22 protein-coding genes are annotated in these 24,789 nt (G+C 50.8%); 19 read left to right on the forward strand and 3 right to left on the reverse strand.

Annotation, left to right across the window (positions count from 1 at the left end):
* The first annotated feature begins 4 nt into the window (after positions 1-4).
* The 11 genes from BUB68_RS02460 to BUB68_RS02510 all read left to right on the forward strand — a co-directional run bounded on the left by BUB68_RS02460 (position 5) and on the right by BUB68_RS02510 (position 11,676).
* Entirely contained in the window at positions 5-1,120 is a 1,116-nt protein-coding gene (locus BUB68_RS02460) for a CpaE/TadZ family protein (RefSeq protein ID WP_143188060.1), read from the forward strand.
* Between the two features lie 6 nt (positions 1,121-1,126).
* Complete coding sequence (locus BUB68_RS02465) at positions 1,127-2,089, forward strand: type II secretion system F family protein (RefSeq protein ID WP_081371823.1); 963 nt, start codon at positions 1,127-1,129, stop codon at positions 2,087-2,089.
* A gap of 40 nt (positions 2,090-2,129) precedes the next feature.
* On the forward strand, positions 2,130-2,330 hold the full coding sequence (locus BUB68_RS02470) for a hypothetical protein (RefSeq protein ID WP_073088222.1): 201 nt from the start codon (positions 2,130-2,132) through the stop codon (positions 2,328-2,330).
* Between the two features lie 154 nt (positions 2,331-2,484).
* Entirely contained in the window at positions 2,485-2,916 is a 432-nt protein-coding gene (locus BUB68_RS02475) for a TadE family protein (RefSeq protein WP_073088223.1), read from the forward strand.
* A 45-nt stretch (positions 2,917-2,961) separates the two neighbouring features.
* Positions 2,962-4,440: a TadA family conjugal transfer-associated ATPase gene (locus tag BUB68_RS02480; RefSeq protein ID WP_143188061.1), complete on the forward strand. Its 1,479-nt coding sequence runs from the start codon at positions 2,962-2,964 to the stop codon at positions 4,438-4,440.
* Between the two features lie 12 nt (positions 4,441-4,452).
* On the forward strand, positions 4,453-5,430 hold the full coding sequence (locus tag BUB68_RS02485; RefSeq protein WP_073088224.1) for a type II secretion system F family protein: 978 nt from the start codon (positions 4,453-4,455) through the stop codon (positions 5,428-5,430).
* A 25-nt stretch (positions 5,431-5,455) separates the two neighbouring features.
* Positions 5,456-6,259 (forward strand): hypothetical protein, encoded by an 804-nt coding sequence (locus BUB68_RS02490; RefSeq protein WP_073088225.1) that lies wholly within the window; start codon positions 5,456-5,458, stop codon positions 6,257-6,259.
* A 14-nt stretch (positions 6,260-6,273) separates the two neighbouring features.
* Positions 6,274-7,917 (forward strand): TadE/TadG family type IV pilus assembly protein, encoded by a 1,644-nt coding sequence (locus BUB68_RS02495; RefSeq protein WP_073088226.1) that lies wholly within the window; start codon positions 6,274-6,276, stop codon positions 7,915-7,917.
* A gap of 112 nt (positions 7,918-8,029) precedes the next feature.
* The gene (gene gyrA, locus BUB68_RS02500) at positions 8,030-10,459 is read left to right on the forward strand and encodes a DNA gyrase subunit A (protein ID WP_073088227.1); all 2,430 of its coding nucleotides are present in this window, start codon (positions 8,030-8,032) and stop codon (positions 10,457-10,459) included.
* 2 nt (positions 10,460-10,461) lie between these two features.
* Positions 10,462-10,839: a PBECR3 domain-containing polyvalent protein gene (locus BUB68_RS02505; RefSeq protein WP_073088228.1), complete on the forward strand. Its 378-nt coding sequence runs from the start codon at positions 10,462-10,464 to the stop codon at positions 10,837-10,839.
* 321 nt (positions 10,840-11,160) lie between these two features.
* Positions 11,161-11,676: a nitroreductase family protein gene (locus BUB68_RS02510; protein WP_073088229.1), complete on the forward strand. Its 516-nt coding sequence runs from the start codon at positions 11,161-11,163 to the stop codon at positions 11,674-11,676.
* A gap of 71 nt (positions 11,677-11,747) precedes the next feature.
* Here the strand turns inward: BUB68_RS02510 and BUB68_RS02515 are convergent, their stop codons facing one another.
* The 3 genes from BUB68_RS02515 to BUB68_RS02525 all read right to left on the reverse strand — a co-directional run bounded on the left by BUB68_RS02515 (position 11,748) and on the right by BUB68_RS02525 (position 15,509).
* Entirely contained in the window at positions 11,748-12,980 is a 1,233-nt protein-coding gene (locus BUB68_RS02515) for an NAD(P)-dependent malic enzyme (protein WP_073088230.1), read from the reverse strand.
* A gap of 295 nt (positions 12,981-13,275) precedes the next feature.
* Positions 13,276-14,076: a hypothetical protein gene (locus BUB68_RS02520; RefSeq protein WP_073088231.1), complete on the reverse strand. Its 801-nt coding sequence runs from the start codon at positions 14,074-14,076 to the stop codon at positions 13,276-13,278.
* A gap of 158 nt (positions 14,077-14,234) precedes the next feature.
* Positions 14,235-15,509: an LCP family protein gene (locus BUB68_RS02525; protein WP_073088232.1), complete on the reverse strand. Its 1,275-nt coding sequence runs from the start codon at positions 15,507-15,509 to the stop codon at positions 14,235-14,237.
* Positions 15,510-15,671: 162 nt separating this feature from the next.
* Here BUB68_RS02525 and BUB68_RS02530 point away from each other — a divergent pair, with 162 nt between their 5' ends.
* The 8 genes from BUB68_RS02530 (at position 15,672) to dnaB (ending at position 24,558) form a co-directional block, all read left to right on the forward strand.
* A complete protein-coding gene (locus tag BUB68_RS02530) occupies positions 15,672-16,136 on the forward strand; it encodes a CYTH domain-containing protein (RefSeq protein ID WP_073088233.1) in 465 nt (154 codons plus the stop codon).
* Between the two features lie 377 nt (positions 16,137-16,513).
* On the forward strand, positions 16,514-17,197 hold the full coding sequence (locus BUB68_RS02535) for an MgtC/SapB family protein (protein WP_178139449.1): 684 nt from the start codon (positions 16,514-16,516) through the stop codon (positions 17,195-17,197).
* 91 nt (positions 17,198-17,288) lie between these two features.
* A complete protein-coding gene (locus tag BUB68_RS02540) occupies positions 17,289-17,708 on the forward strand; it encodes a cytidine deaminase (protein WP_073088234.1) in 420 nt (139 codons plus the stop codon).
* A 129-nt stretch (positions 17,709-17,837) separates the two neighbouring features.
* Complete coding sequence (locus BUB68_RS02545; protein ID WP_073088235.1) at positions 17,838-18,800, forward strand: YybS family protein; 963 nt, start codon at positions 17,838-17,840, stop codon at positions 18,798-18,800.
* 10 nt (positions 18,801-18,810) lie between these two features.
* The gene (locus BUB68_RS02550) at positions 18,811-20,820 is read left to right on the forward strand and encodes a DHH family phosphoesterase (RefSeq protein WP_073088236.1); all 2,010 of its coding nucleotides are present in this window, start codon (positions 18,811-18,813) and stop codon (positions 20,818-20,820) included.
* Positions 20,792-21,235 carry a 50S ribosomal protein L9 gene (rplI, locus tag BUB68_RS02555; protein ID WP_073088237.1) on the forward strand — a complete coding sequence of 148 codons (444 nt, stop codon included), beginning with the start codon at positions 20,792-20,794 and terminating at the stop codon, positions 21,233-21,235. Before BUB68_RS02550 ends, rplI begins: the two co-directional genes overlap by 29 nt.
* Before the next feature lies 1 nt (position 21,236).
* Positions 21,237-23,225, forward strand: coding sequence for a Lon family ATP-dependent protease (gene lonC, locus BUB68_RS02560; RefSeq protein WP_143188062.1), 1,989 nt, complete (start codon positions 21,237-21,239; stop codon positions 23,223-23,225).
* Between the two features lie 4 nt (positions 23,226-23,229).
* Positions 23,230-24,558 carry a replicative DNA helicase gene (dnaB, locus tag BUB68_RS02565; RefSeq protein WP_178139450.1) on the forward strand — a complete coding sequence of 443 codons (1,329 nt, stop codon included), beginning with the start codon at positions 23,230-23,232 and terminating at the stop codon, positions 24,556-24,558.
* Positions 24,559-24,789 lie beyond the last annotated feature (231 nt).

The following is a 24,789-nucleotide window of genomic DNA, read 5'->3' on the forward strand; positions in this document are numbered from 1 at the left end:
GCAGGTGGCAGATTTGATTTATCGTGTGATTCTTGTGGAGAGAAACGCAGATCTGCTGTCGCTGATGGCAGGCAGCCTGAAAGCTGATAATTCCTTCGATCTGGCCTCTACATACCATGACGTGGAAATGGCTTTTGGACAGAGCAGTGTTTTCCGGCCCACCTTGTTCTTATTGGATGTTGACGATCCGCGTGCGGTGGATCTGGTTCCCAGTTTTATCCAGGATTATCCCAAAGCGCAGGTCATCGGCCTGATGGAAAACTGGAAGGCGGATGTGGCTGAGCTGCTATTGACAGCAGGGGCTTGTGGCTGCATTTTGAAACCCTTTCGCACCGCGGATATCCTAAAAGCGCTGGATATTGCCAAGCGGCGGGGACAGCCTTTGCCCACCCGTACACTGGCCTTCTTCAGTCCTAAAGGTCATGCCGGGCAGACTACGATGGCTGCCGTATTGGCTATTGAGTTGGCGAAGAAAAGCGGTGAGTCCGTAGCGCTTATCGATGCGGATTTACAGTTCGGGGATGTGGCGATGTTCTTTGATGCGGTGCCGCAGCATAATGTAGTAGAGGCTACTCATGATGTCAAGTTATTGAATCCGGCTACCTTGGAACCTTATTTTCATCCCGTAGGTCATGGCGTTTGGATTATGAGCGGGCCCTTGCAGCCGGAACATGCTGAATTGGTCGAGGCAGACAGGCTCATCGATGTGGTACGGATGGCGGGCAGCCTGTTCCGCTATGTATTGCTGGATTTGCCAACAGGTTTCAATCCCATATCCCTGGCCTTGGCTGAATGCGCCGATACAGATATTCTGATTTCCATGCTCAACAGCGGACATGAGGTGCGGCATATGAAGCGTTCACTTAAGATGTTCCATATTTGGGACACTTATGGGAAACATGTTTATCCTGTATTTTCTGGCGTAGAACCTTGTACGCCTGCGCATCAAGCGAAGCTGGAGGCGGAATTAGGGCGTTCCATCACGATGCTCCTGCCCTTGGAACGACGCATAACGGATGTGACTGGCAGTGGCCGCATCATGAAGGATTTGCCGGAACATACTCCTTTCGTGCAATCTTTGGCTGGTCTGGCGGAAGATATTGTTCAAGGCAGGAGGTGAGGGCTTTTGGTTATCCTGGCAGCGATGATTGCCGCCTTGGCGGCCTTTCTGTTGGTACTTATCGCTATAGTCTATGTGCAGCATATCCGGCGCTTGAATATCTATTACCGCTTGCGCCGTCATAAAGTCATCCGGGCGGGAGATGCAGCGGCGGATCAGCCTTATCTGTTTGAACGCGTGCGCAGTTTTTTGAGCCGTGCCGCTTCGCCAATTGCCGAGCGTGGGCCTGTGCAGGCTTTAGATTTTCGGATGCGGCAGGCAGGAATTCCCCTATTGGGTGGCGAATTTATGATTTTACTAGCAGGTAGTGCTGGTGTTGTTTGCCTGATTGTGTGGATGCTGACCTTGAATTTTGGCGTTTCCCTGTTATGGGGCGTTCTGGCGGCTACTTGTATCTGGGGATTGGTTTCCTGGCGTATCTATCAGCGCCGCAACGCTTTCACGGAACAGCTGGGGGATTGTCTCACTACCGTGGCGAATGCCTTGCGGGCAGGATATAGTTTTCCGCAGGCGGTGGATGTGGTGGTCGAGGAAATGGAACCGCCCATCAGTGAGGAGTTTGCACAGGTATCCCGGGAAGTCGGCATGAGCGTACCGTTAGAAGCTGCCTTGGAGGCTTTGAGCCGCCGGGTGGGCAGTGCCGATTTGGATTTGATGGTAACAGCTGTGCTGATTCAAAGGGAAGTAGGCGGTAATCTGGCACAGATCCTGGACAGTATCAGTGATACGATTCAGGATCGTGTGCGGATGAAGCGGGAGATTTTTTCCCTGACGGCACAGGGGCGGCTATCGGCCTGGGTGCTTTTGGTTTTGCCCTGGATTATGGCCTTGCTGCTCTATATCTTCAGACCGGAGCAACTGCTGTTTTTGGTGAATCATCCCTTTGGGCGCATGGCATTGATTGGCTCCTTTATTCTGGAGGTTATCGGCTATTTGGTAATCCAAAGGATTGTCAATATAGACGCATAATATATTTTGATTCTTTGGTTGAGGAAAGGATGTGGCAGAAATGTTGGACTATATTCGCGTTATGTTATCTGCTAAATTGTCATCCAAGGGTCAGGGCATAGTGGAGTATGCTTTGATTCTGGCATTTGTGGTGGCTATCGCTGTGGTTGCTTTGAAATCTGATGGCGACATTGGTAAAGCCATCACAGACTTGTTCAAGGATACTGGCGATGCCATCAAAGATGCAGGTCCTGGGGAATAAGTGACATTTAGCGAAATAAAACAGAAGATGTCGCCCCCTTTAGGGGGAGATGGTCACGGAGTGACCAGAGGGGGTAACTCTTAGGGGGTCAGCATAGTTGGCTTGACAAGAGCTACCCTCTTTTTTACTCAGGCATGTCTTAGGAGGTGAGACGGTGGCGAGTCAGAAAGGGCAATCAGTAGTGGAATTTGCGTTGATCATCCCCTTGTTTCTCAGCTTGATCCTGGGCATGATATACGGCGGTTTTGCTTATGCGGATTATCTGCAATACAGTACGGCTGTCAGGGAAGCGGCCCGTGATATTTCCTTGCAGAAAGCGGATAAGCGGGCGGCCAGCGTAGAGAGACTTAATGGCAGCAATGGAAATGAGTATGCAGATCCCCTGACGAAACTTTATCATGCCGAGTTTTCGGCGGCAATCGAATCCGGGGCGGATGGTGACTTCGTCAAGGTGACGGTGAATTTCATCCGGAATGACGATGTTTTGGGGACGATTATTCCCTTGCCGGAGACGTTGGAAACCTTGCAATGCACAATGCCGCTGGAAAAAGAAATTCCCGGAGAATCATCGTCAGGTTCATCATAAATAAAAATGCTGCTTAGGGGAAAATCTGTATAAGGTGGGGTTGATATGTCGCTGTTAAAGCGTTTGGGAAGAACGAAAGAAGATGCATTCAAAGAAGTTGGCAGCCAGCGGAAAACAGTACCTTCGGCAGCGCCCAAGCAGGAAGAAAGTCATACACAAACCTATTCCCGCTTGCTCGACAATAATGAAAATGTTCAGCCGCAGGCGGCGTCTGCCTTTGCCGGACGGCGTTCGGCAATGGTGCAGATCGATCAGATACAGGAGCTTAGATTAGCGATCCACCGGCGGATTGTGGATGAAATGACGGTGGCAGAACAACAGCTGATCGCACAGGGGAAGGAAGCCAGAGAGCAGATCAAGAATCTGATTTCAGCCTATTTTGAACGGGAGATGGCCACCAATACTTATGGCTTATCCCGGGCAGAGCGTATGGTGCTGGTGGATGATATCTGCGATGAGCTTTTGGGGCTGGGGCCCTTGGAACCGCTGCTGAAAGACCCGACCATTACGGAAATCATGATCAACGGCCCCAAAGATGTTTTTGTGGAACGCGAAGGCAAACTGCTGTTGTCAGATACCCGTTTTTATGATGAAGCGCATTTGATGAATATTATCGAGCGCATTCTGGCGCCTTTAGGACGCCGCGTGGATGAGTCTTCGCCCTTGGTGGATGCGCGTCTGTCCGATGGTTCTCGTGTCAATATCATCATCCCCCCCTTATCCCTGATTGGGCCGACGGTGACCATCCGTAAATTTTCGCAACAGGCCTTGTCCGTGGAGAATCTGGTGGGCTTTGGCAGCATGAGCGAGCCGATGGCTGTCTTTTTGGAAGCTTGCGTCAAGGCACGGCTGAATATCTTGGTGGCCGGCGGTACTGGTTCCGGCAAAACCACGACCCTGAATATATTGTCTTCCTTCATTCCTGCCCGGGAGCGTATTGTCACGATTGAGGATGCTGCTGAACTGAGGCTGCAGCAGCGCCATGTGGTGACGCTGGAATCGAGACCTGCCAATATTGAGGGAACCGGGGCGGTGACCATTCGCGATTTGGTACGCAATGCCTTGCGTATGCGCCCTGACCGGATCATCGTCGGTGAAGTCCGTTCCGGGGAAGCACTGGACATGCTGCAGGCCATGAATACCGGTCATGATGGTTCCCTGACGACAGCGCACGCCAATAGTCCTCGTGATGTTTTGTCCCGTCTGGAAACCATGACCTTGATGGCGGGCATGGAACTGCCGGTGCGGGCCGTCCGCAATCAGATTGCCTCGGCCATCAATATCATTATCCAACAGTCCCGTCTGCAGGATGGCAGCCGCAAAATCACCCATATTACAGAGGTGCAGGGGATGGAGGGGGATACCATAATCCTGCAGGAACTCTTCCGTTATGTGCAGGATTATATCGATAATGAAGGCAAGTCGGTGGGCCATTTTGAAGCAACGGGCTTGCAGCCTGCTTGTATGGACAAATTCCGTATCCATGGTGTGGAATTGCCGAAAGATATCTTTAACAAAAATTAAGGAGGGAGCAGGATGATTTTTTTATTGGCGCTCGTAGTGACAGCGTTGTCTATGCTGCTGCTCTCACTTCTGGTATATACTGCCCGCAGGCCACAGATGCAGACGCAGCTGCATTTGGAGCGGATGATCGCTGAGGCGGAAGCACAGCGGGCGGCGCATAAGAAACAAAAGCGCAAGGATGTATTCATGGATCCTAAGGATGATTCCCATTACTTACGGGATAAATCCTTCCGTGAGCGTATCGTTCAGCCTATGGTGACGGCCATCGAGAATTGGCTCATGCATTTTGCTCCGCGGGAACTCAATGCCATGATGGAGAATATGTTGCTGCATCTGGGGGTACAGGAGACCTGGAGTGTGCGGCGCTTAGCGGCTGGCTGGGTGTTAGCAGTGGCTTTGGGCGGCGTGCTGGCTATTTTGGGGATTTACTTTATGGGAACCTCTCACTTTACCCAGAAGATTGCCATTGTGGCGATTGGTCTGTTTTTAGGGGCCGCAGTACCCTTTGTCCTGTTACAATCTGCCATTCGTCGCCGGCAGGCGATATTGCGCAAACAATTGCCTGAATTTCTGGATTTTCTGTGTGTCAGCGTGCAGGCTGGCCTGTCTTTTGATGGTGCCGTGGCTAAAATCGTGTACCGCATGAAGGGGCCGCTGACAGATGAGTTCAAGCGGATGCTCAGGGATATGAGCCTGGGGATGAATCGCCAGCGGACGCTGACCCAATTGGCCCGACGCTGTGATTTGGAGGAAATGTACCTGTTTACAGCGTCCGTCATTCAGGCTGAACATTTAGGGACAAGCATGTCCCGCACGTTAAAACAGCAGGCCGACAATATAAGAGATCGTCATCGGCAGACGGTACGTGCTGCTGCCCTGAAGGCGCCCGTCAAGATTCTCTTCCCCATGATTCTGTTTATTTTTCCTTCGATTTTTGTGATTGTTGTCCTTCCTTCCGCTCTGACGTTGTTAAAAGCTCTGGGGAAGTGATAGCAGGAAGAAGGGAGCAGGTAGTATGGGACCGTTCAGAAAAAAACTGCAGACAAGCCTGCAAAATGAGACCGGTCAGGTATTGACCGAGTTTGCCTTGGTGGTTGTCTTCATATTGGGGATTGTTGGCATTATCTACAATTCCGGCCTTGATCTGCATTCACAGACTTTATATGAAAAAGTGGTGTCATATTTGCAAGGCACACCCACTTATAGTCAGGCTGTATCGACTTATGGCACGATCTCCAATGAAGAACTCCGGAAAATTGACAACAATGAGCGTATCGTTATGGATCAGACGGCTTTGGAGAATCTGGCCAGAGCTTTTTTGGGCAAGAATAAGGAAACCATCAGGTCTATGCTGGATAATACGGGAACGAATATTGACAGCGGTTTTGCGGCTTATAATCCGAACAAGGGGTTGAGTCAGTGCATGCTGCTGTTTGACTATTACATCAAGAATACCGGGGATGGGGAGAATGCCCAGGTGAAAACAAAGTTCGATAATGCTAAGGCACATCCCCAGGATATTATCAATTGGATGCAGGGAAATTATACCGAGCAGAATACGAATGATAAGAGTATGACCTCGAATTCCCGTTATTTTTTCTCGGATGACCTGATTGACCCCTCCGGGGTCTTACACGATGAGGAGCATGAAGCTGGTGAGTATGCGGTCAGCGTCCGTTGTGCGTTTACTTGGGATAGCAATCAAAATGCCACCAGTGTCCGGATCTGGGCTACCCGCAACAAAAAGAAAAATAATACGAATCCAGTAGAATGGCTCCGCTATGAAGCGGATGGTATGTTTGATATCATCGTACAATGATAGGGGGAGAAGACATGAGGGCGAAACGGCAGCAGGAAAAGGGGACAGTATTGGTCTTTGTCGCTCTCATGCTGCCCCTGTTGGTGTTTTTTTCAGGAATCGCCATTGATTTCGGCCGGGCTTATATGCATAAATCCTCGCTGCAGAGCGAGGCTGATGCGGCAGCTCTGGCCGGAGTGGCAAAGGTGGGAAATGGACGTGCCCGGCTGGTAAAGGTGGAAGATATCCCTGCCAGCAGCAGTTCACTGTATTCAGCGGTGAAGGCTGAGGCTGACAGGGCGGCGAATGTAATTCTTGCCAAGGGCAGTGGTGGGGCAGATGGTCTCCTGACCGATTTGCGTATTGTCATATTGGATAAAGAAGATCCCAGACTGGCAGGCAGGGTGCAGAATTATTATTATGAGGTGGAGCTATCGGAGGCTATCGATTTTACCTTTGCCAAGCTGTTTTTGCCAGCGTCTTTCCTGCCAAAAGACTGGAAGGTCAATGTGCAGGCCTGGGCTATGGCAAAGGCTAAGGGGTCTGCGGACCTGAGCGGCAAAAGCCTGCTGGACCAGATGAAAGATGTTGCAGATCTGGAGACCGTCGCCAGTTTTCAGGCTTTGCAGAAGGAGAACCCCGGCAAGAGCTACGATTATATCAAGTCCATCAGTTTCACCAATAAGGGTGTTTCCTATTTTGCGGATGGATCGCGTCAGGAGATCTTCACGTTGAATGGGGATGATTCCTTGACAAATGGCATGAAGCATCTGCTGATCAATTTTAAGCCGGATATCATAAGCAGTACGAAATTGGAAGATAATTGGGATCTGGATACTTTAGCGGGCTGGGGGGACACGGCTGTAAAAAATTATTTCAACAATCATAAGATGAAGTTCACCAACTGGCAGATTTACGATAATGATGGCAATTTAGTGTCGTTAAGTGAGGGTGGTGTCAAAAATTGGCAGGATTTTTTCAACCTGCTGAAAAACACCTTTGGAGAAGCCGGTGCCCAGCAGCTCGTCCGGCAGAGGATTGAATCGGTCATCAATGTGGATCAGGCTTATGAGGTGCGTGATGTGGCCCATTTACCCCAGACGGATATCTCTTATGATGTAAATGGTGACCGCAATCTGCAGGACCCGCTGTTTATTCGCATTGAAAGTGAAGAATATAACCAGCAATCGGGCAGCAATTTTGTGACCAACTCCATTCGGGATATTACCATCAATATCAGGGCTGATAATACGGTACAGGATGGGTCCGGAAACTATATCTATCGACCGATGCTGTTCTTTTATGATGGTCCTGTGGACCAGGATGGCGATCGTGGGAAAGGCCGGAAGTCCCGGACGGTGGTGCTGAATCTGGAAGAGGATTTCCGTGGTATCATCTATGCCCCCAATAGCCCTGTCTGTATTCAAATCAACGGCGCTGATATTAAGTTTACAGGCATTATCATTGCGGCGCGGCTGGTAGATGCTGATGGCAATGAAATCAGCATGCCGTCCCATCAGGATGAAAGCACGGATGCCATCTTACAGGCATTCTATCATGATCAGCTGGGTTTGCGTGATGCCCAATTCGATACTTTTGGGGTGGCAGGGCTGACCATCTATGAAAATCCCCTTAAAGATATTGCTTATCTGACTGAACGGGCAGCAGAAACCAAATAGGAATAGCGCATTTTTGCTTTTTGGGCTAAATAATGATATAATTGTAGGATGGTAATTTTGTCAATCGATATATATTTTTTAGATAATGAAAGCAAGATTTTGAGGTGAGATTGTGGAGTTTGAACAGGGAAAAATAGTCCCCGTCAATTTGGAACACGAGATGAAGAATTGCTACATCGACTATGCGATGAGCGTTATCGTAGCTCGTGCCCTGCCAGATGTGCGGGACGGCTTGAAGCCGGTACACCGCCGTATTCTCTACGCCATGCAGGAATCGGGCATGGGCTCTGGGAAGCCCTATAAGAAATCCGCTCGTATCGTCGGTGAAGTTTTGGGTAAATATCACCCGCATGGTGATACTTCGGTTTATGATGCCATCGTACGTATGGCGCAGGATTTCTCCATGCGCTACATGCTGGCTGACGGCCACGGCAATTTCGGTTCTGTAGACGGTGACCCCGCCGCTGCTATGCGTTATACGGAAGTCCGCATGTCCAAGATTTCCGAGATGATGTTGCAGGACATTGACAAGGAAACGGTTGATTTCGTACCGAACTATGATGAATCCTTGAAGGAGCCGTCTGTGTTGCCGGCGAAGTTCCCGCAGCTTCTGGTCAATGGTACCTCCGGTATCGCGGTTGGTATGGCTACCAATATCCCGCCGCATAATATGCGGGAGGTCATTGACGGTACGTTGATGCTTATCGATAATCCGGAGACCACCATCGAGGAACTCATGACGGTCATTAAGGGACCGGACTTCCCGACGGCTGGCCTTATCCTGGGCAAAGAAGGCATCAAGCAGGCCTATACGACGGGCCGCGGCATCGTGAAAATGCGTGCCAATGCTCATATCGAGACCATGAGCAACGGCAAGCCGCGTATCGTGGTTACGGAACTTCCGTATCAGGTCAACAAGGCACGTCTGATTGAAAAGATTGCTCAGCTCGTCCGTGACAAGCAGATTGAGGGCATTACCGACCTGCGCGATGAATCGGACCGCAATGGCATGCATATCGTCATCGATCTGCGCCGCGATGCCAATGCCAATGTCATCCTGAACCAGCTCTTCAAGCACACGCAGCTGCAGGACAGCTTCGGTGTCATCATGCTGGCACTCGTGGACGGCAAGCCGCAGGTACTCAACCTCAAGCAGGTGCTCCATTACTACATCAAGCATCAGGAAGAGGTCATCACCCGCCGTACTCAGTACGAATTGAAAAAGGCCGAAGCACGCGCACATATCCTGGAAGGTTTGACCATCGCCCTCGACCATCTCGATGCGGTGATCACGACCATCCGTGAGAGCCGTACGGCAGACATCGCCAAGGAAGCTCTGATGACGGGCTTCAAGCTCTCCGATAAGCAGGCACAGGCAATCCTTGACCTCCGTCTGCAGCGCCTGACCGGTCTGGAACGGGAAAAGATTGAGGAAGAATATCAAGAAACCTTGAAAGCAATCGAAAACTTCAAGGCCATCCTCGCTGATGAACAGAAAATCCTGGGCATCATCAAGGAAGAGCTCACGGCTGTCAAGGACAAGTTCGGTGATGACCGCCGCACGAAGCTCACCATCGATACATCTGAAATCGATGTGGAAGATCTGATTGCGGAAGAAGATGTGGTGATTACCCTCACCCATAATAACTATATCAAGCGGATGCCGCTGGATACTTATCGCCGCCAGAACCGTGGTGGCAAGGGCATCAAGGGCATGGGCACGAAGGAAACGGATTTCGTGGAAAATCTGCTGATCACCACGACGCATCATACCATCCTGTTCTTCACGACCCGCGGCCGCGTATACAGCCTCAAGGCTTACGAGATTGCTGAATCCAGCCGCACCGCCAAAGGCACGGCTATCATCAATCTCCTGCAGCTGGATCAGGGCGAGAAGATTACGGCAGTCATTCAGGTCAAGGGCTTTGAACCGGATCGTTATCTCTTCATGGCTACCCGCAAGGGTATCGTCAAGAAGACGTCCTTGTCTGAGTTCAGCAATCTGCGCCGCAACGGTCTAAATGCCATCAATCTTGATGATGATGACGAGCTCATGGGCGTCAAGTTCACGGATGGCGAAAGCTATCTGATGCTGGGCACGAAGCTCGGCAAGGCCATTGCCTTCTCCGAGGATGATGTGCGTGCCATGGGCAGAACGGCCCGCGGTGTCAAGGGCATCACTCTGTCCATGGGCGATGAAGTTGTGGGCATGGATATCCTCGTGCGCAATTCCGAAGTCCTCACGGTCACGGAATGCGGCTACGGCAAGCGCACGAGCACGGATGAATACCGGGCTCAGACCCGTGGCGGCAAAGGCCTCATCAACATGAAGGTCACGGAAAAGACTGGCTATGTAGTAGGCATCAAGGTTGTCCGCCCTGAACACGAACTCATGCTCATCACTACGGACGGCATTGTGATCCGCACCAACGTGTCCGATATCTCCGTCATCAGCCGCAATACGCAGGGCGTCAAGCTCATGACTACGGCAGAAAATGACAAAGTGGCATCCATGGCGACGCTGGAGCAGAAGGACGACTAAGGATGAAGCCTATAGCTCATTTTAGTAAATCAGTTATAGATGCTTTGGGGTTAGATGTTGCAGAAAATACTCCTATATTTATAGGAGAGAGTAATATCAAGCATATGAAACAAAGTCATCCTGGTGATTATGACAAATATGGAGAATTTAAGGAAGATATTCTAAAAAATCCTGATTATGTTGGTCGAAATCCCAAAGATGATTCTATAGAGTTTGTGCGTGAGTACAGGATCGATAATGATGATTTTGTAAAGGTTGCCGTACGCATATCATTAAAAGGGCGATATTATGCACGCTCATTATATGTGTTAAATGCAAATCGCGTAAGAAACTTTATAAAGAAGGGCACCTTAAAGGATTTGACAAAATCTGCAAAGTGAATTAGAATTTAAGTAATAAGAGAAGCAGAGGACGGAACGGGCAGCCGTCGCCGGAAGGGGATACCCTGATTAGGAGATGCGGGATTGTCACCCCGCCTATTCTCGAATTGGAAAGAGGAATCATTATGATTCCTCTTTTTGCTATAAAATTTTAGTCGATCAAATGTCGCGAGGCCTTCTATGTGGCATTGAAGGGAAAAATATAATAATATGTGGATAGCCAATGGCGATGAGGGAATCTGTCGTCATTTTTTCTTGAATATATTCATTGAGAGTGGTAAAATTTAATTGTAGTATTGCAAATTTACAGGAGGGATATGTATGGATTTCATGAAACTGGCCCAGGAGCGTTTTTCCGTCCGCAAGTTTACGGATCAGCCGGTGGAGCAGGAAAAGCTGGATGTTATTCTCGAAGCTGGCCGCTTGGCGCCTACGGCCTGCAACAAACAGCCCCAGAAGGTCTATGTGCTCCAGAGTGAGGAAGCACTGGCGAAAATCAATGGCCTTTGCAAGTGTATTTTCGGTGCGAAGACTGTGCTTATGATTACCTGTGATAAGAATCTGGAATGGCAGAATCCTTTGGAAGCCGGCGTCTATGCAGGTGTTCAGGATATCAGCATAGCCGCCACCCATATGATGCTGGCGGCCTGGGAACTGGGAATCGGCTCCTGCTGGGTCAATTATTTCGCCCCCTCGGAAATCGCCAAGGCATTCGAGCTGCCTGACAATGAGCAGCTGGTCCTGCTTATGCCTCTGGGCTATGCGGCAGAGGATGCTAAACCTGCGCCGCTCCATGAAGCCTCCCGTGACCTCAAGGAAATGGTGCAGTATCTCTAAATAAAATCTAAAAAAAGTCCGTTGAAATCAGTCAATGCTGCTGATTCCAACGGACTTTTTGGTAGGGCAATTTATTTTTTCAACAGTTCTCTGGTATGTTCAGCTACCATTTCCGGCGTGATATTCCAGTTGCGGGCTACGCCGCTCTGGCGGGCGGCATGGGCTACGGCAGCGGCTACAGTGGGGGCAACTTCCGGGTTGAAGGGGCTGGCGATGACGTGTTCTTCGTCCAGTTCTGCCGGCTTGATCAGGGAGGCAATGGCCTTGGCGGCGGCCATCTTCATTTCCTCGTTGATGGTGCTGGCCTGTACGTCCAGCGCCCCACGGAAGATGCCAGGGAAGGCCAGCAGGTTGTTGACCTGGTTGGGGAAGTCGCTGCGGCCTGTGCAGACAATGCGGGCCCCGGCTTCCTTGGCCAGATGGGGAAGGATCTCCGGTTCGGGATTGGCCATGCCCATGACGATGGCATCCGGGGCCATCGTGCGCACCATATCCTGGGTGACACAGCCCGCCACGGACACGCCAATAAAGACATCCGCCTTGCGGATCACGGCGTTGAGGGGTCCTGCCTCATGTTTCGGATTGGTGATTTTGGCAATATCATCTTTGTAGGGATTCATGCCGTTAGGACGGCCTTCATAGATGGCTCCACGGGAATCACAGAGGATGATATTGCGGCCGCCCATGCTGTGGATCAGGCGGGTGATGGCCTGTCCGGCAGCCCCGGCGCCATTGATGACGAACTTGGCCGTGGCAAAGTCCTTGCCGACAATCTTGAAGGCGTTGATCAGGGCTGATACAACCACGATGGCCGTGCCATGCTGGTCATCATGGAATACGGGGATGTCCAATGTCTTCTTCAGTTCCTTTTCGATATCGAAGCATTGCGGTGCTTTGATGTCTTCTAGATTGATACCGCCGAAACTAGGGGCCATGAGCTGAACTGCCTTTATCACTTCAAACGGGTCCTGGGTGTTCAGGCCAATGGGGATAGCATCCACGCCGGCAAAGCTCTTGAAGAGAATGGCTTTGCCTTCCATTACGGGCATACCCGCCTGCGCGCCGATGTTGCCCAGACCCAATACAGCTGTACCGTTGGTTACTACGCCGACGAGGTTACCCTTGCTGGTGTAGTCATAGGCCTTGCGCTTATCTTCCTTGATGGCGAGGCAGGGAGCGGCTACGCCGGGACTATAAGCCAAGGTCAGATCATGGGAATTTTCTACAGGAACTTTGCTGGTCACGGCCAGTTTTCCTTGATGGTCTTTATGTAATGCTAAAGCTTCTTCGTTTACGTTAGGCATATGAATCCTTCCCTTCTGTTATGGGTATATTTTAACGTTATCGTCACCATAATGCTGTATATTTTGTTACGGTTTACATTTTATGTGAGTTTTTGTGATATTTAAATCGTTTTTGTAATACTTATAATTATAAACTATTAACTAGAAAAGACAAATATAAAATATTAATTAATATAATAGATATGCGCTATGAAATTGGCATGGAAAAATGGCTGTTGCAGGCGTGAGATATCACGTATGCAACAGCCATTTTTCGGTTGAGGGATATGGACGGGATGGATTCCGCCGTAGTGGTTTATTTTAGTTCGATGAGATCCTTCCATTGTTGATGGACACTGTCAGGGAGTGGAATATCCTTGGTTCCGGCGGCAGTGTTCAGCTTTATCGTCAGTTTTTCTGCGGCGATGATCTTATCCCGGATATCGCCATCGATACGCAGCATCAGGGACTGCTGGTTCTTCATCCAGGTACTGTAGAACTGCTTTTGGCTTTCATTATTGCCATCGGTGAAGACCAGGACAGGCAGCGTTACATTATCGAGCATGGCCTCCTGATCCTGTCCGCGTCCCAGCATGATGATCAAGAAGTTGTATTTGACGGCAGGATTGTTTTTGTGCGTCTGAGCGCGCAGGGCAATCACATATTCCTCCGCCTGTTCCTTACCGCCATAGAGGAAAATACTATCGTTATAGTTATAGGTATTATTACTCCCTTGACGCAGCCAAGGATTGGCAGCAGGCTTTTCCGTCCCCAGGAATTTATCTGCAGTGGAGACGACATAGTCCGGTTTGGGGGGCAATTCCGGTTCCTTGGGTTTGACAGGGGGCTGGATGCCTTTTTCCGGCTGGGGCGTGCTATCCGTATGCTTGTCTGTGGGTGGGTTTTCAGGTGCTGTTTCTGGCGGTCGTTCTTCCTGGGGCGCCGGTTCAACAACAGGTTCTTCCGCAGGATGGGTAAACGGGGTGGGACGTTCAATCTCGGTTTCGATCCTGGTTTCCGGATTGTTCACCGTGCGTTCATGCCTTACAATGGTGCTGGCTGATGCGGTAGACATCAGAAAGCAGCTCAGGCAGATGAATGTAAATATCTTTTTCATAATCCGATACTCCTGTATGCATGTAAAATTATTTCTAACTGTATTATAACGCCTGGGATAGGACCTTGTCGATAAATTCGTAACGGAAAAAGTCCGCTCAAGCTGACTTTTGTCGTGCAGCTTGGAGCGGACTTTTTTTATGATGGTTTATTTTTCAGTCAGCGGGTTTTGCTGATATCGGCGCTGGGCGTCGGGGGGATGACCGCATCCGTTCTGGTTTCGTTACTCGGTGTACTGCGGCGGCTGGGACGTTCTTCGCTGTTGTCGCGACTGCTGTTTTGTTCTTCAATGCGGCTGCGTTCACTGCGGTCAATGACCGGTTCAGCGTTGCGTTTGTCCGTATCGCTCTTTTCCTCCCGTTCTCGGCGGTGATTTTTGCTGCTGTCAGAAGGACGGGCTCGGCCGATGGAGGTATCGCTGGCCGGGACTTCGCTGGCGTTGGCCGGGATGCTGTTCTCGTATTCCCGGATATCGGCTTCCATTTTCGTCTTATACTTGCCACTGAGGGAAACACCCAATGTATCTGCTACCGTCAGGCGGAGCTTGTTGAGATTCGGGATCCAATAACTGATGCCGTCGATATACATGGGCTTGCCAGGAACCATATCCGTCTTGAGACCGTTTTCCTTGGATTCTTTGAGCGTTCCTGCAAATTCCAGCAGCTGGCGCAAGGTAAGGTCGGTTTCGATGGATTCCATGACTTCCTTGATTACGCTGGGGAGTTTGGGAATGATGGCGGGGGAGACAATCTTTTCCATGCAGGCCCGTACGAAATCCTGCTGGCGGCGGATACGGCCCAGATCGCCTTCCTCATCACGATAACGCACGTAGGTTACGGCCTTGGCGCCATCCATGTGCTGCATGCCTGGCTGGAAGTCGATGATGAGACCACCATCATCATCCCAGGGGTCTTCGTAATGCATGCGTTTGGGAACGTCGATATCAATGCCGCCAATGGCATCGATGATCTTTTTGAAGGATTTTGTATTTATGATGATGTAATGGTCAATGTCTACGCCCAACAGGTTTTCAACTGTTTCCTCAGACAGTCTTTCCTTGCCATAAGCGTAGGCAGCATTGATTTTGTCAAAGCCATGCCCCTTGATTTTTACACGGGTATCACGAGGGACTGACAGGAGTGTGGCCTGATTGGTCTTCGGATCGATGGAGGCGATCATCAGGGTATCGCTGCGGCCGACATCATCATCGCGTTCATCTACGCCCATGATCATGATGGTGGCTTTATCCTTGGCCGTGAGGAGTTCTTCCTCCTGTTTTGTCTGGGGGGCTGGTTTTTCCAACAGGCTGCTGCTGGCGTAATAGGCGCCGGCCACAGCTGCGCCAATGAATACCAGGATCATAAGCAACCAGGGCCAGATACGGCGCTTTTTCTTTTCCTTGCGAGGAGGGATGTTGGAACTTTGCAAAATCATACCTTCTTTTCTCTAATTTTCGCTACTCAGTCTTACTCATTATAACGCATATTTCTTATAAATCAATTAAGGAAATCTCATTATAACAAAGAAATATGAAAAAAACGGGGAGAAATAGGAAAAAGTGTTACAATAGAAGAAACAATGGAAAGGATGAGGAAGATGGCTATAGAGATCGAACGCAAGTTTCTGGTAAAAGAAAAATGGCAGCCGCAGGCTGAGGGGGTGAAAATCGCGCAGGGGTATCTGTCCACCGTACCAGAACGTACGGTGCGGGTAAGAATCAAGGGAGAAAAAGGTTATTTGACCATCAAAGGCAAGAATGAAGGGATTACACGGGCTGAGTTTGAGTACGAAATTCCTGTGGCAGATGCAGAGGCCATGCTGAGATTAGCCGAACAGCCAGTGTTGAGCAAGATACGTTACCATGAATACCTTGGCGATCATCTATGGGAAATCGATGTTTTTGCCGGTGCGAATGCAGGTCTGGTGGTGGCAGAGATTGAACTTTCACAGGCCGGGGAGGATTTTGTCCGGCCGGATTGGTTAGGGCAGGAGGTTTCTGGTGATGTCCGCTACTATAATGCAAACTTAATAAAAATGCCATTTTCTTTGTGGAAAAAATGATATTTTGTAAAGTTAGATGCGCATTGGGCGTTATCCACAAAAAATGGCAGGAAATCTGGGGATAAAAGCACAAAATATAGCAGAATGCAGTTGTTTCAGTTGGATATATAGGGTTATCCACGGATTTATCCACATTATCCACAGTTTTGGGGCTGTTTTTTGTAAACAAATCACACATCACCTTTATATATTATAGTAAGAAATCAGAAAAAAAAGAATCGCTCAGATAGTTATCCACAGCTGTGGATTACTATGTGGATAAATTTTCGTTTTCTGCTGCCGGGATATGATGGACAGGCAGGATTTTAGCAATTGGCCACGAATTTATAGGATTGATAGAAGTGGTTTATTTTTACATAAACAGGAGGTGAGATATCATGCTGTCGGAGTGGGAATTATTTCTGCGGCTGGTTCTTGCCTGCATCCTGGGGGGTATTATCGGTTATGAGCGGCAATCACGGCGCAAATCGGCTGGTTTGCGGACGAATGTGCTGGTATGCCTGGGGTCTTGCCTGATCATGGTCATGTCAATCGGCCTGTATCAGGATGTGGAAGGAAAGACGAATGCAGACCCTGCCCGTCTGGCGGCACAGGTGGTCAGCGGTATCGGTTTTTTGGGCGCCGGTGCAATCATGAAGGAAGGCCTGTCTGTCACCGGTCTGACAACGGCGGCCTGCCTATGGGTCGTGGCTGGTGTGGGGCTGGCTGTCGGCGCAGGTTTTTATTCGGGCGCGTTGTTTTCGACGGCGCTGGTTTTTGTGACGCTGGGAAGCCTTTCCCGCCTGGATGACTGGGTGGATCATGAGAAGAACCTGGCACTCAATATCCATACGATAGACCGTCCGGGGCAGCTGATGCGCATCAGCCGCTGCCTGGAAGATTTGCAGCTGCGGGTGCGGGGCGTAAAGGTAAAGGCCGACGAAGATGAGGTGGATGATAGCAGCGGCGAGCGCTGTATGTATATAGATCTGGAAATTTTCAATAAGCAGAGCATCAAGAGCATCATCATCGTGGATGCGGTTCGGCAGATTGATGGCGTGATCCGTGTGGATGTCGGTTGAACTTTTATTTTTTTAGCTGAAAGGGATTTTGGCTGTCAATGGAGAATAGCAGAAATAAGTGGTAGTGGCTGAAAAAAGGAGTGAATATGAAATGAATCCTGAGATTGTAGATACCATGGTGCGGGCTGCTATGCAGGTCATGGATAATGCTTATGTCCCTTATGGCAGGGCGGCAATCGGCGCTTGCGTATTGGCCAGCGACGGCACTTTCTATACAGGGTGCAATATTGAGAATGCCGTTCCCCGGCTTTCTGTGTTTGCCGAGGAAGTCGCCATGTACCGGGCAGTGGCTGATGGCAAGCGGGAATTTGATGCGATTGCCGTCATTGCGGATACGGAGGAGCCATTCATCCCGAATGGTGCGGTCTGCCAATTGCTGGCAGAATTCAATGTGCAGGAAATCATCATGACGAATATGGATGGTGTGGTAAAAACTGCGAAACTCACGGATCTCATGCCTTATGCCAGAGCTCCGCTGGATAATGCTCTGCGGCCTGCGGATCAGGATTGATTTGTTTTTAACCCTCGTTCTTTCATGGTTATGGAAAGAATGGGGGTCAATTTTCTTTAGTACCTGCCCTCAAGACATACCTATCCTTTTCTGTTATAATGAAGTGTGGTTTTCAGAAAGGATGACGACATGAGCGAGCATAGAATCACTCCCCTGACTGAGAGTGGATTACTTACGGCACTCAGTGTGGTGCTGGCTTTGATGGCGGTTTATCTGCCTTTTATTGGCTTTTTGCTGGTGCTGTTATGGCCTTTGCCTTTAGTGGTGTTGGTTGTACGGCATGGTTTGCGCTGGGGAAGCCTGGCGGCTCTGGCAGCTGGAATACTGGTGGGCTTGCTGGTTGAGCCCTTGTTATCCCTGCGCTTGACCGTAGCTTTTGCACCCGCCGGGTTATTGCTGGGCTGGGCTTTTGCCAAAGGTTTGTCCGGGGTCCGGACTTTCATGTTGACCTTGTTGGCGGCCATTGTCGGGCAGGCGGCGGCTGTTGGCTTGTTGCTTTTGGTCACGGATGTGAATCCCTTGGCTATGCAGGTGGATATCCTTAAATCTTCGTTTGATTCTTCCCTGCAGCTTTACGAGGGTCTGGGTATGAGTGAGGAGGCTCTGGCCCAGACCAGGACGGATATCGAGCAGGGACTGACGATGCTGAACTATCTGTTCCCGCTGGTCTTTATCCTGATGGGACTTTTTTATGCCGTGGTGGCTTATGTGGCTGGCGGCAAGATCTTGAAACGGCTGGGGCATAGCGTGCCGCAGTTCCCGCCGTTCCGTGAATGGCGTTTGCCGCAATTTTTCCTGTATCTGTTTGGTTTTGCCCTCGTAGGACTTTATTGGGGGGGAACCCGGGAGATCCTGTGGCTTTATCAGCTGTCCTTGAATGCGAATGTTTTGGCTATCATGGCTGGGCTCTTGCAGGGCCTGGTACTGGTTCATTGCCTGTTATGCCATTACAATGTGGGATTGTTCCTGCGGATTGTTCTCTATGTGTTTATTTTGATGAATCCTTTCCTGGCTCAGGTTACAGCTATGACGGGACTTATCGATATGCTCTTTGATTATCGGCAGCGGTTCGCTGCCCGCAAGCAGAAGTGAGGTGCGCCAAATGCCACGAAATCTTTCGGCATGGATAGATTTAAGCATACATCTTTTAATCATGCTGGTGCTGATCGGCGTGCTGTCTTATTATAATTTCTATATTGCAGCGATTGCCGGTGTGGTCTGGCTGGCTTTGGCCTCCTTTGCCCGGGAGCGGTGTGCGGACAGGTCCCGCCGCTTTGAGCGGTATTGCCGCAATGTGGTGCGTAACATCAATGAGATGTTGAACTATGCGGTGGATGAACTGCCGCAGGCTATCATGATCGTCAATGAGGATGGACGGCTGCAGTGGTGCAATGACCGTATCAGTGAGTATCTGGGCAGCAAACCGGAACAGGATACAGATGTGAAAGACCTCTGGCCAGGCATTATCATTGCACCAGTCTGGGGGCAGGAAGGGCAGTATGTCTTTGCTCATGAGGATAAGTATTATCGCGTGTTCTATCATCCGGTGAAGATGGCTCCGCGTCAGGAACCCTTGATGACTTTGTATATCCAGGATGTGACCGGCCATGAGCAGCTCAAGAATACGTATCAGCAGAGCCGTACGGTGCTGGTCTATATCCAGATTGATAATTATGATGAAGTCATGCAGGGACAGACTGAGGCCGAACGTACGTCATTGCTTCTGGCTGTCAATCAGACGCTGGATAAGTGGATGAAGAATCTGGGCGGCTTCATGCGCCGTGTGTCGGATGATCTCTATGTGGTGATCCTGACACGGCAGGGCCTCGATCAGGCGCTTAATGAAAAATTTGATGTGCTGGATAAGGCACGGCAATTGCAGAGTACGAATCGCTTGCCTGTGACGCTTTCCATGGGTGTGGCTGTGGCGGAGAACCAGACCATGGCCGAACTCGGCGCTCAGGCGCAGGCCGGCCTGGATCTGGCTTTGGGGCGTGGTGGTGACCAGGTTGCTGTGCAGATGAACGGCAAGACCCAGTTCTTCGGTGGCCGGGCCAAGGCCGTGGAAAAACATACCCGTGTGAAAGCTCGGGTGGTGGCGCATGCCATCCGCGAAATCATGGAAGGTGCTGACGAAATCTACATCATGGGTCACCACAATGAAGATTTTGACTGCTTTGGTGCCGCCATGGGCGTGGCGAAAATGGCCCGCCAGCTGGAAAAGAACTATCATATCGTCCTATCGGATATGAATGATGGGATTGACAAATTCCATGATTTGCTTAAAGATAAAGAGGAATACGCTGATGTCTTTGTGCATGCCGAGGATATCAAGGGCAGTACAGCCCTGAATCCCGTACTGATTGTGGTCGATACCCATATTCCCCATCTGGTGGCCGATCCCACTTTGTTGGAGCGGGTGCCGCAGGTGGTGGTTATCGACCATCATCGCCGCAGCGAGAACTTCATCAAGAGCCCGCTGCTGGTCTATATCGAGCCGGGTGCCAGCTCTACCAGTGAGCTGATCACCGAGCTTTTGATGTACTTTGGGGAAGATATCCGTCTGGGGCGTCTGGATGCCACCGCCCTGTATTCTGGTATTGTGGTGGATACGAAGAATTTTGCCGTGCAGACTGGCGTGCGCACCTTTGATGCGGCGGCATACCTGCGGCGCAGTGGAGCTGACCCCGTCATGGTGCGTCATCTGTTCCGCTCTGACTACGATACTACCGTGGCCCTGGCCCGTGCAAAAGCCCGGTCAGAACTGTTCCCAGGTGGCTTGATCATCTCCACCATTCCGGAGAACATGCCCAATATTCAGGTTATCGCCGCTCAGGCGGCGGACAGCCTGTTGCGCATTGAGAATGTGCGCATGAGCATCTTGATTTTCCAGCTGACCGAGGATACTGTGGGCCTCAGCGCCCGCTCCACGGGGGAACTCAATGTGCAGGTCATCATGGAGGCCTTTGGCGGCGGCGGTCATCAGAATGTCGCTGGTGCTCAGGTCAAGGGTGGCGATTTGGCAGAGATCAAGGCCAAAGTCATAGATATTAGCGAAAAATATATAGAGGAGACTGATAAAGATGAAAGTGATTCTGCAGCAGGACGTTAAGAAATTAGGCAAAAAAGGCGATATCGTGGAAGTTTCCGAAGGTTACGGCCGCAACTTCCTTTTGCCCCGCAAGGCGGCAGTCCTCGCCAATGCTGAGAATATGAACGTGGCCAAGGCACAGGCTGGTTCCAAGGCACGCAAGGAGGCCATGGCTACGGATGAGGCAAAGCTTATGGCTGCCCAGCTCGAGAAGGTTTCGGTGACGATTCCCGTGAAAATCGGTGAGAATGGCAAACTCTTCGGTTCTGTGACGGGCAAGGATGTGGCCGATGCCCTGAAGAAGGAAAAGATTGATATTGACCGCCGTAAGATTTCCATCAAGGGTGAAGTTACGGGTGCCGGCGAATATGAAGCCGTGATCAAGGTGCATCCTTCGATTACCAGCACCATCAAAGTCAATGTTGTGGCAGGTTGATATGAAATTACTGGATTATATTCGCAATTTATTTACGAAAAAACAGGAGCAGGCTTTGCCTGCTCCTGCTTCACGCAATGCAACGCCGTTGGACCGGCAGATTGAGGCTCTTTATGCCATCCTGGTCGATGTGATGGGGACGGAAAAGCTGGTCATTCAGGCAGGAAAAATGAAGGCCTTGGATCTCATGCGTTCGGCTGATCCCTGTGAGCGTGTGTTGGCCTTGCAGCGGATACTAGGGGAAGATCCCCTGATCTCACCAGCGCCCAAAGCCGGACAGATCCCGCAGATCATGGAGGCTCTTTCCGAGCGGGTGGCGGATATTGTGGCCCGCCGCAATGTGGAAGACAGCATTGAGAAAAAGGTCAATGAGAAGCTGGAAAAAGATCATGCGGATTATGTCAATGATATCCGTCAGCAGGTCATGAAGGACGAAAAGGGCGGCACTGAGTCGCCGCAGGACAAGGAAAAACGGGAGAAACTCGAAAAGCTGGACAGCATCAAGCTCACGCAGTCCATCATGGAATTGCTGCGCCCGCAGGATTTCTCGGAAATCGTCGGGCAGGAACGTGCGGTCAAGTCCCTGATGGCTAAACTCAGTTCCCCCTATCCGCAGCATCTGCTGCTCTACGGCCCTCCGGGGGTCGGCAAGACCACAGCTGCCCGGCTGGTGCTGGAAGCAGCCAAGAAAAAGGCGGTCTCGCCTTTCGGTGAGGAAGCGCCTTTCGTGGAAACGGATGGTACGACACTGCGCTGGGACCCGCGGGATATCACCAATCCCCTGCTGGGCTCGGTCCATGACCCCATCTATCAGGGGGCACAGAAGACCTTGGCTGACAGCGGCATTCCTGAACCGAAACCGGGGTTGGTCACGGATGCTCATGGCGGCATCCTGTTTATCGATGAAATCGGTGAAATGGATGAGATGTTGCAGAACAAGCTGCTGAAGGTGCTGGAAGATAAGCGTGCCTATTTTGAATCGGCTTATTATGACCCTACGGACAAAAAGGTGCCGCCGTATATCAAGAAGCTCTTTGAAGAAGGGGCGCCGGCGGATTTCGTGCTGATCGGGGCCACCACCCGGGATGCGGGGCATATCAATCCTGCCCTGCGTTCCCGCTGTGCGGAGATTTACTTTGAACCGTTGACGCCGAAGCATATTGAGGAGATTGTGCGCAATGCGGCGGCTAAGCTTCATGTGAATGTAAGCGCTGAAGTGGCGGCACTGATCAGTGAATACACCATTGAGGGCCGTAAGGCCATCAATATCCTGGCTGATGCCTATAGTCTGGCGCTGGAGCGCTGTGGCATCGGTGAGGATTTCAGGGTGGAAGACCTGGGCACGGAAAACGGGCCGGATGTGGAAATCAGCAAGGCGGATATCTATGAGGTCACGCAGGTCAGCCGACTGACGCCCTATGTGACGAAAAAGGCCTCGGATAGTGCCATACAGGGGCATATCTTCGGTCTGGGCGTAGCTGGTTTCCTGGGTTCAGCCATTGAGATTGAAGCTGTGGCGTTCCCTGCCAAGGAAAAGGGCAAGGGTACGGTGCGTTTCAATGAGACGGCTGGTTCCATGGCAAAGGATTCTGTGTTCAATGCCGCGTCTGTGATGCGGCAGCTCACAGGGAAAGATCTGCATGATTATGACGTGCATATCAATGTGATTGGCGGCGGCAATATCGACGGTCCCAGTGCAGGAACGGCGATCCTTGCGGTGATTACCAGTGCTGTGACCGGGCGGAAGATCCGTCAGGATGTAGCGGTCACCGGTGAGATCTCCCTGGCGGGCCGGGTGCGCCCTGTGGGCGGCGTATTTGAAAAAGCTTATGGCGCCAAGCAGGCGGGTATCAGGACTTTGGTGATTCCGAAGGAGAACAGCAAGGATATCCCACAGGAACATTTAGGTCTGGCTATCCATCCTGTCGCTGATGCCGAGGAAGCCTTCCGCTATATCTTTGAGCCGGAATTGGATAAGGAAGAGGAGTAAGAACATGGCATTGCCAGAACGCGTACCTCCCCAGAATATCGAGGCCGAACAGGCTGTCCTGGGGGCTATGCTCATCAAAAAAGAAGCCATCATCGAGGTGCAGGAAATCCTGCGTCCGGATGATTTTTACCGGGAAACCCACCGCATCATCTATGAGGCTATGGTACGCCTGCAGAATAATGATGAGGCCGTGGATCTGGTGACCTTGACGGAAGAACTGCGCAAGACGGATATGCTGGACAAAGTCGGGGGCTTAGGCTTCATTACGCAGTTGGCTAATATTGTAGGCACGGCGGCTAATGTCAGCTATCATGCCAAGATTGTCAAGGAAAAGGCGGAACTTCGCAACCTCATCAATGTAGCGACGGAAATCGCCGGCAAGGCCTATGAGGACAGCGATGAAGTGGAAAATATCATGGATGAGGCAGAGAAGAAGATTCTCGCCGTGGCCAGCCGTCAGGGCGGTGGTGCTTTTGAATCCATGAAGAATATCGTGATGCGCACCTTCGAGCGCATCAATGTGCTCTATGAATCGAAAGGCGGGCTCACGGGTATCAGCTCGGGGTTCAAGGATTTGGACAAGCTGACTGCCGGCCTGCAGAAGTCTGACCTGATTCTGGTCGCAGCCCGTCCGTCAATGGGTAAGACGGCCTTCACCCTGAATATTGCCAGCTATGTTGGTCTGCATGGCGGCAATGTGGCCTTCTTCTCTTTGGAAATGAGCAAGGAGCAGCTGATGCAGCGCATGCTCTGTTCTGAAGGGGGCATTGATGCCTCGCGCCTGCGTACCGGTCAGCTGGATGAGGTAGAGTGGAATAAATTGGTAGGCGTGGCGGATAAGATGAGCCGGGCACCTATCTATATTGACGATACCGCCGGCATAACGGTCATGGAGCTGCGTTCCAAGGCACGGCGTCTCAAAGCCGAGCATGGCCTGGACCTCATCATCATCGACTATCTGCAGTTGATGCAGGGGCGTGCCAGCAAGAACAGCGACAACCGCCAGCAGGAAATCTCGGAGATTTCCCGTTCGTTGAAGGCTTTGGCCCGCGAATTGGATGTACCGGTAATTGCCCTGTCCCAGCTATCCCGTTCCGTGGAAAGCCGTCAGATCAAGAAGCCGATGCTCTCTGACCTGCGTGAATCCGGTTCGTTGGAGCAGGATGCGGATATCGTTATGTTCCTGTATCGTGAAGATTACTACGATAAGGATACAGAGAACAAGAACATCACCGAAATCATCGTGGCCAAACACCGTAATGGCCCGGTTGACAGCGTGCAGCTGTTCTTCCAGAAAGAATTCACCAAGTTCCGAGATCTTTTGGTACAGTAATAAAAAACTCAAGGCATCTGAAAACAATGGATGCCTTGAGTTTTTTTATGGAGAAAATTTTATTTATGTCGACAGTGCAATAAATTGCAGTTTGTCGTTTAGTTCGTGCTGAAACTATCCCGTTCATACGCAACAGGGGTTCACGGGGGAGTGCTTTTTCTGTTTCCGCTAAACGACCCTCCCTGTAAGGTTAGAGTTGTTTAGCTGGATTGCGCCGGGCAGGCCAGCGGC

This window comes from Pseudoselenomonas ruminantium (genome assembly GCF_900142515.1).
In the GTDB taxonomy this organism is placed as follows: domain Bacteria; phylum Bacillota; class Negativicutes; order Selenomonadales; family Selenomonadaceae; genus Selenomonas_A; species Selenomonas_A ruminantium_D.

Excerpts from the sequence above, each read along its gene's own strand:
- BUB68_RS02545 (WP_073088235.1), top strand. The coding sequence starts at position 17,838 with ATGAGCGAGCATAGAATCACTCCCCTGACTGAGAGTGGATTACTTACG.
- BUB68_RS02495 (WP_073088226.1), top strand. The coding sequence starts at position 6,274 with ATGAGGGCGAAACGGCAGCAGGAAAAGGGGACAGTATTGGTCTTTGTC.
- BUB68_RS02525 (WP_073088232.1), bottom strand. The coding sequence starts at position 15,509 with ATGATTTTGCAAAGTTCCAACATCCCTCCTCGCAAGGAAAAGAAAAAG.
- BUB68_RS02505 (WP_073088228.1), top strand. The coding sequence starts at position 10,462 with ATGAAGCCTATAGCTCATTTTAGTAAATCAGTTATAGATGCTTTGGGG.
- BUB68_RS02485 (WP_073088224.1), top strand. The coding sequence starts at position 4,453 with ATGATTTTTTTATTGGCGCTCGTAGTGACAGCGTTGTCTATGCTGCTG.
- BUB68_RS02480 (WP_143188061.1), top strand. The coding sequence starts at position 2,962 with ATGTCGCTGTTAAAGCGTTTGGGAAGAACGAAAGAAGATGCATTCAAA.
- BUB68_RS02530 (WP_073088233.1), top strand. The coding sequence starts at position 15,672 with ATGGCTATAGAGATCGAACGCAAGTTTCTGGTAAAAGAAAAATGGCAG.
- BUB68_RS02535 (WP_178139449.1), top strand. The coding sequence starts at position 16,514 with ATGCTGTCGGAGTGGGAATTATTTCTGCGGCTGGTTCTTGCCTGCATC.
- BUB68_RS02550 (WP_073088236.1), top strand. The coding sequence starts at position 18,811 with ATGCCACGAAATCTTTCGGCATGGATAGATTTAAGCATACATCTTTTA.
- BUB68_RS02490 (WP_073088225.1), top strand. The coding sequence starts at position 5,456 with ATGGGACCGTTCAGAAAAAAACTGCAGACAAGCCTGCAAAATGAGACC.
- BUB68_RS02515 (WP_073088230.1), bottom strand. The coding sequence starts at position 12,980 with ATGCCTAACGTAAACGAAGAAGCTTTAGCATTACATAAAGACCATCAA.
- lonC (WP_143188062.1), top strand. The coding sequence starts at position 21,237 with ATGAAATTACTGGATTATATTCGCAATTTATTTACGAAAAAACAGGAG.
- rplI (WP_073088237.1), top strand. The coding sequence starts at position 20,792 with ATGAAAGTGATTCTGCAGCAGGACGTTAAGAAATTAGGCAAAAAAGGC.
- BUB68_RS02520 (WP_073088231.1), bottom strand. The coding sequence starts at position 14,076 with ATGAAAAAGATATTTACATTCATCTGCCTGAGCTGCTTTCTGATGTCT.
- BUB68_RS02540 (WP_073088234.1), top strand. The coding sequence starts at position 17,289 with ATGAATCCTGAGATTGTAGATACCATGGTGCGGGCTGCTATGCAGGTC.
- dnaB (WP_178139450.1), top strand. The coding sequence starts at position 23,230 with ATGGCATTGCCAGAACGCGTACCTCCCCAGAATATCGAGGCCGAACAG.
- BUB68_RS02510 (WP_073088229.1), top strand. The coding sequence starts at position 11,161 with ATGGATTTCATGAAACTGGCCCAGGAGCGTTTTTCCGTCCGCAAGTTT.
- BUB68_RS02470 (WP_073088222.1), top strand. The coding sequence starts at position 2,130 with ATGTTGGACTATATTCGCGTTATGTTATCTGCTAAATTGTCATCCAAG.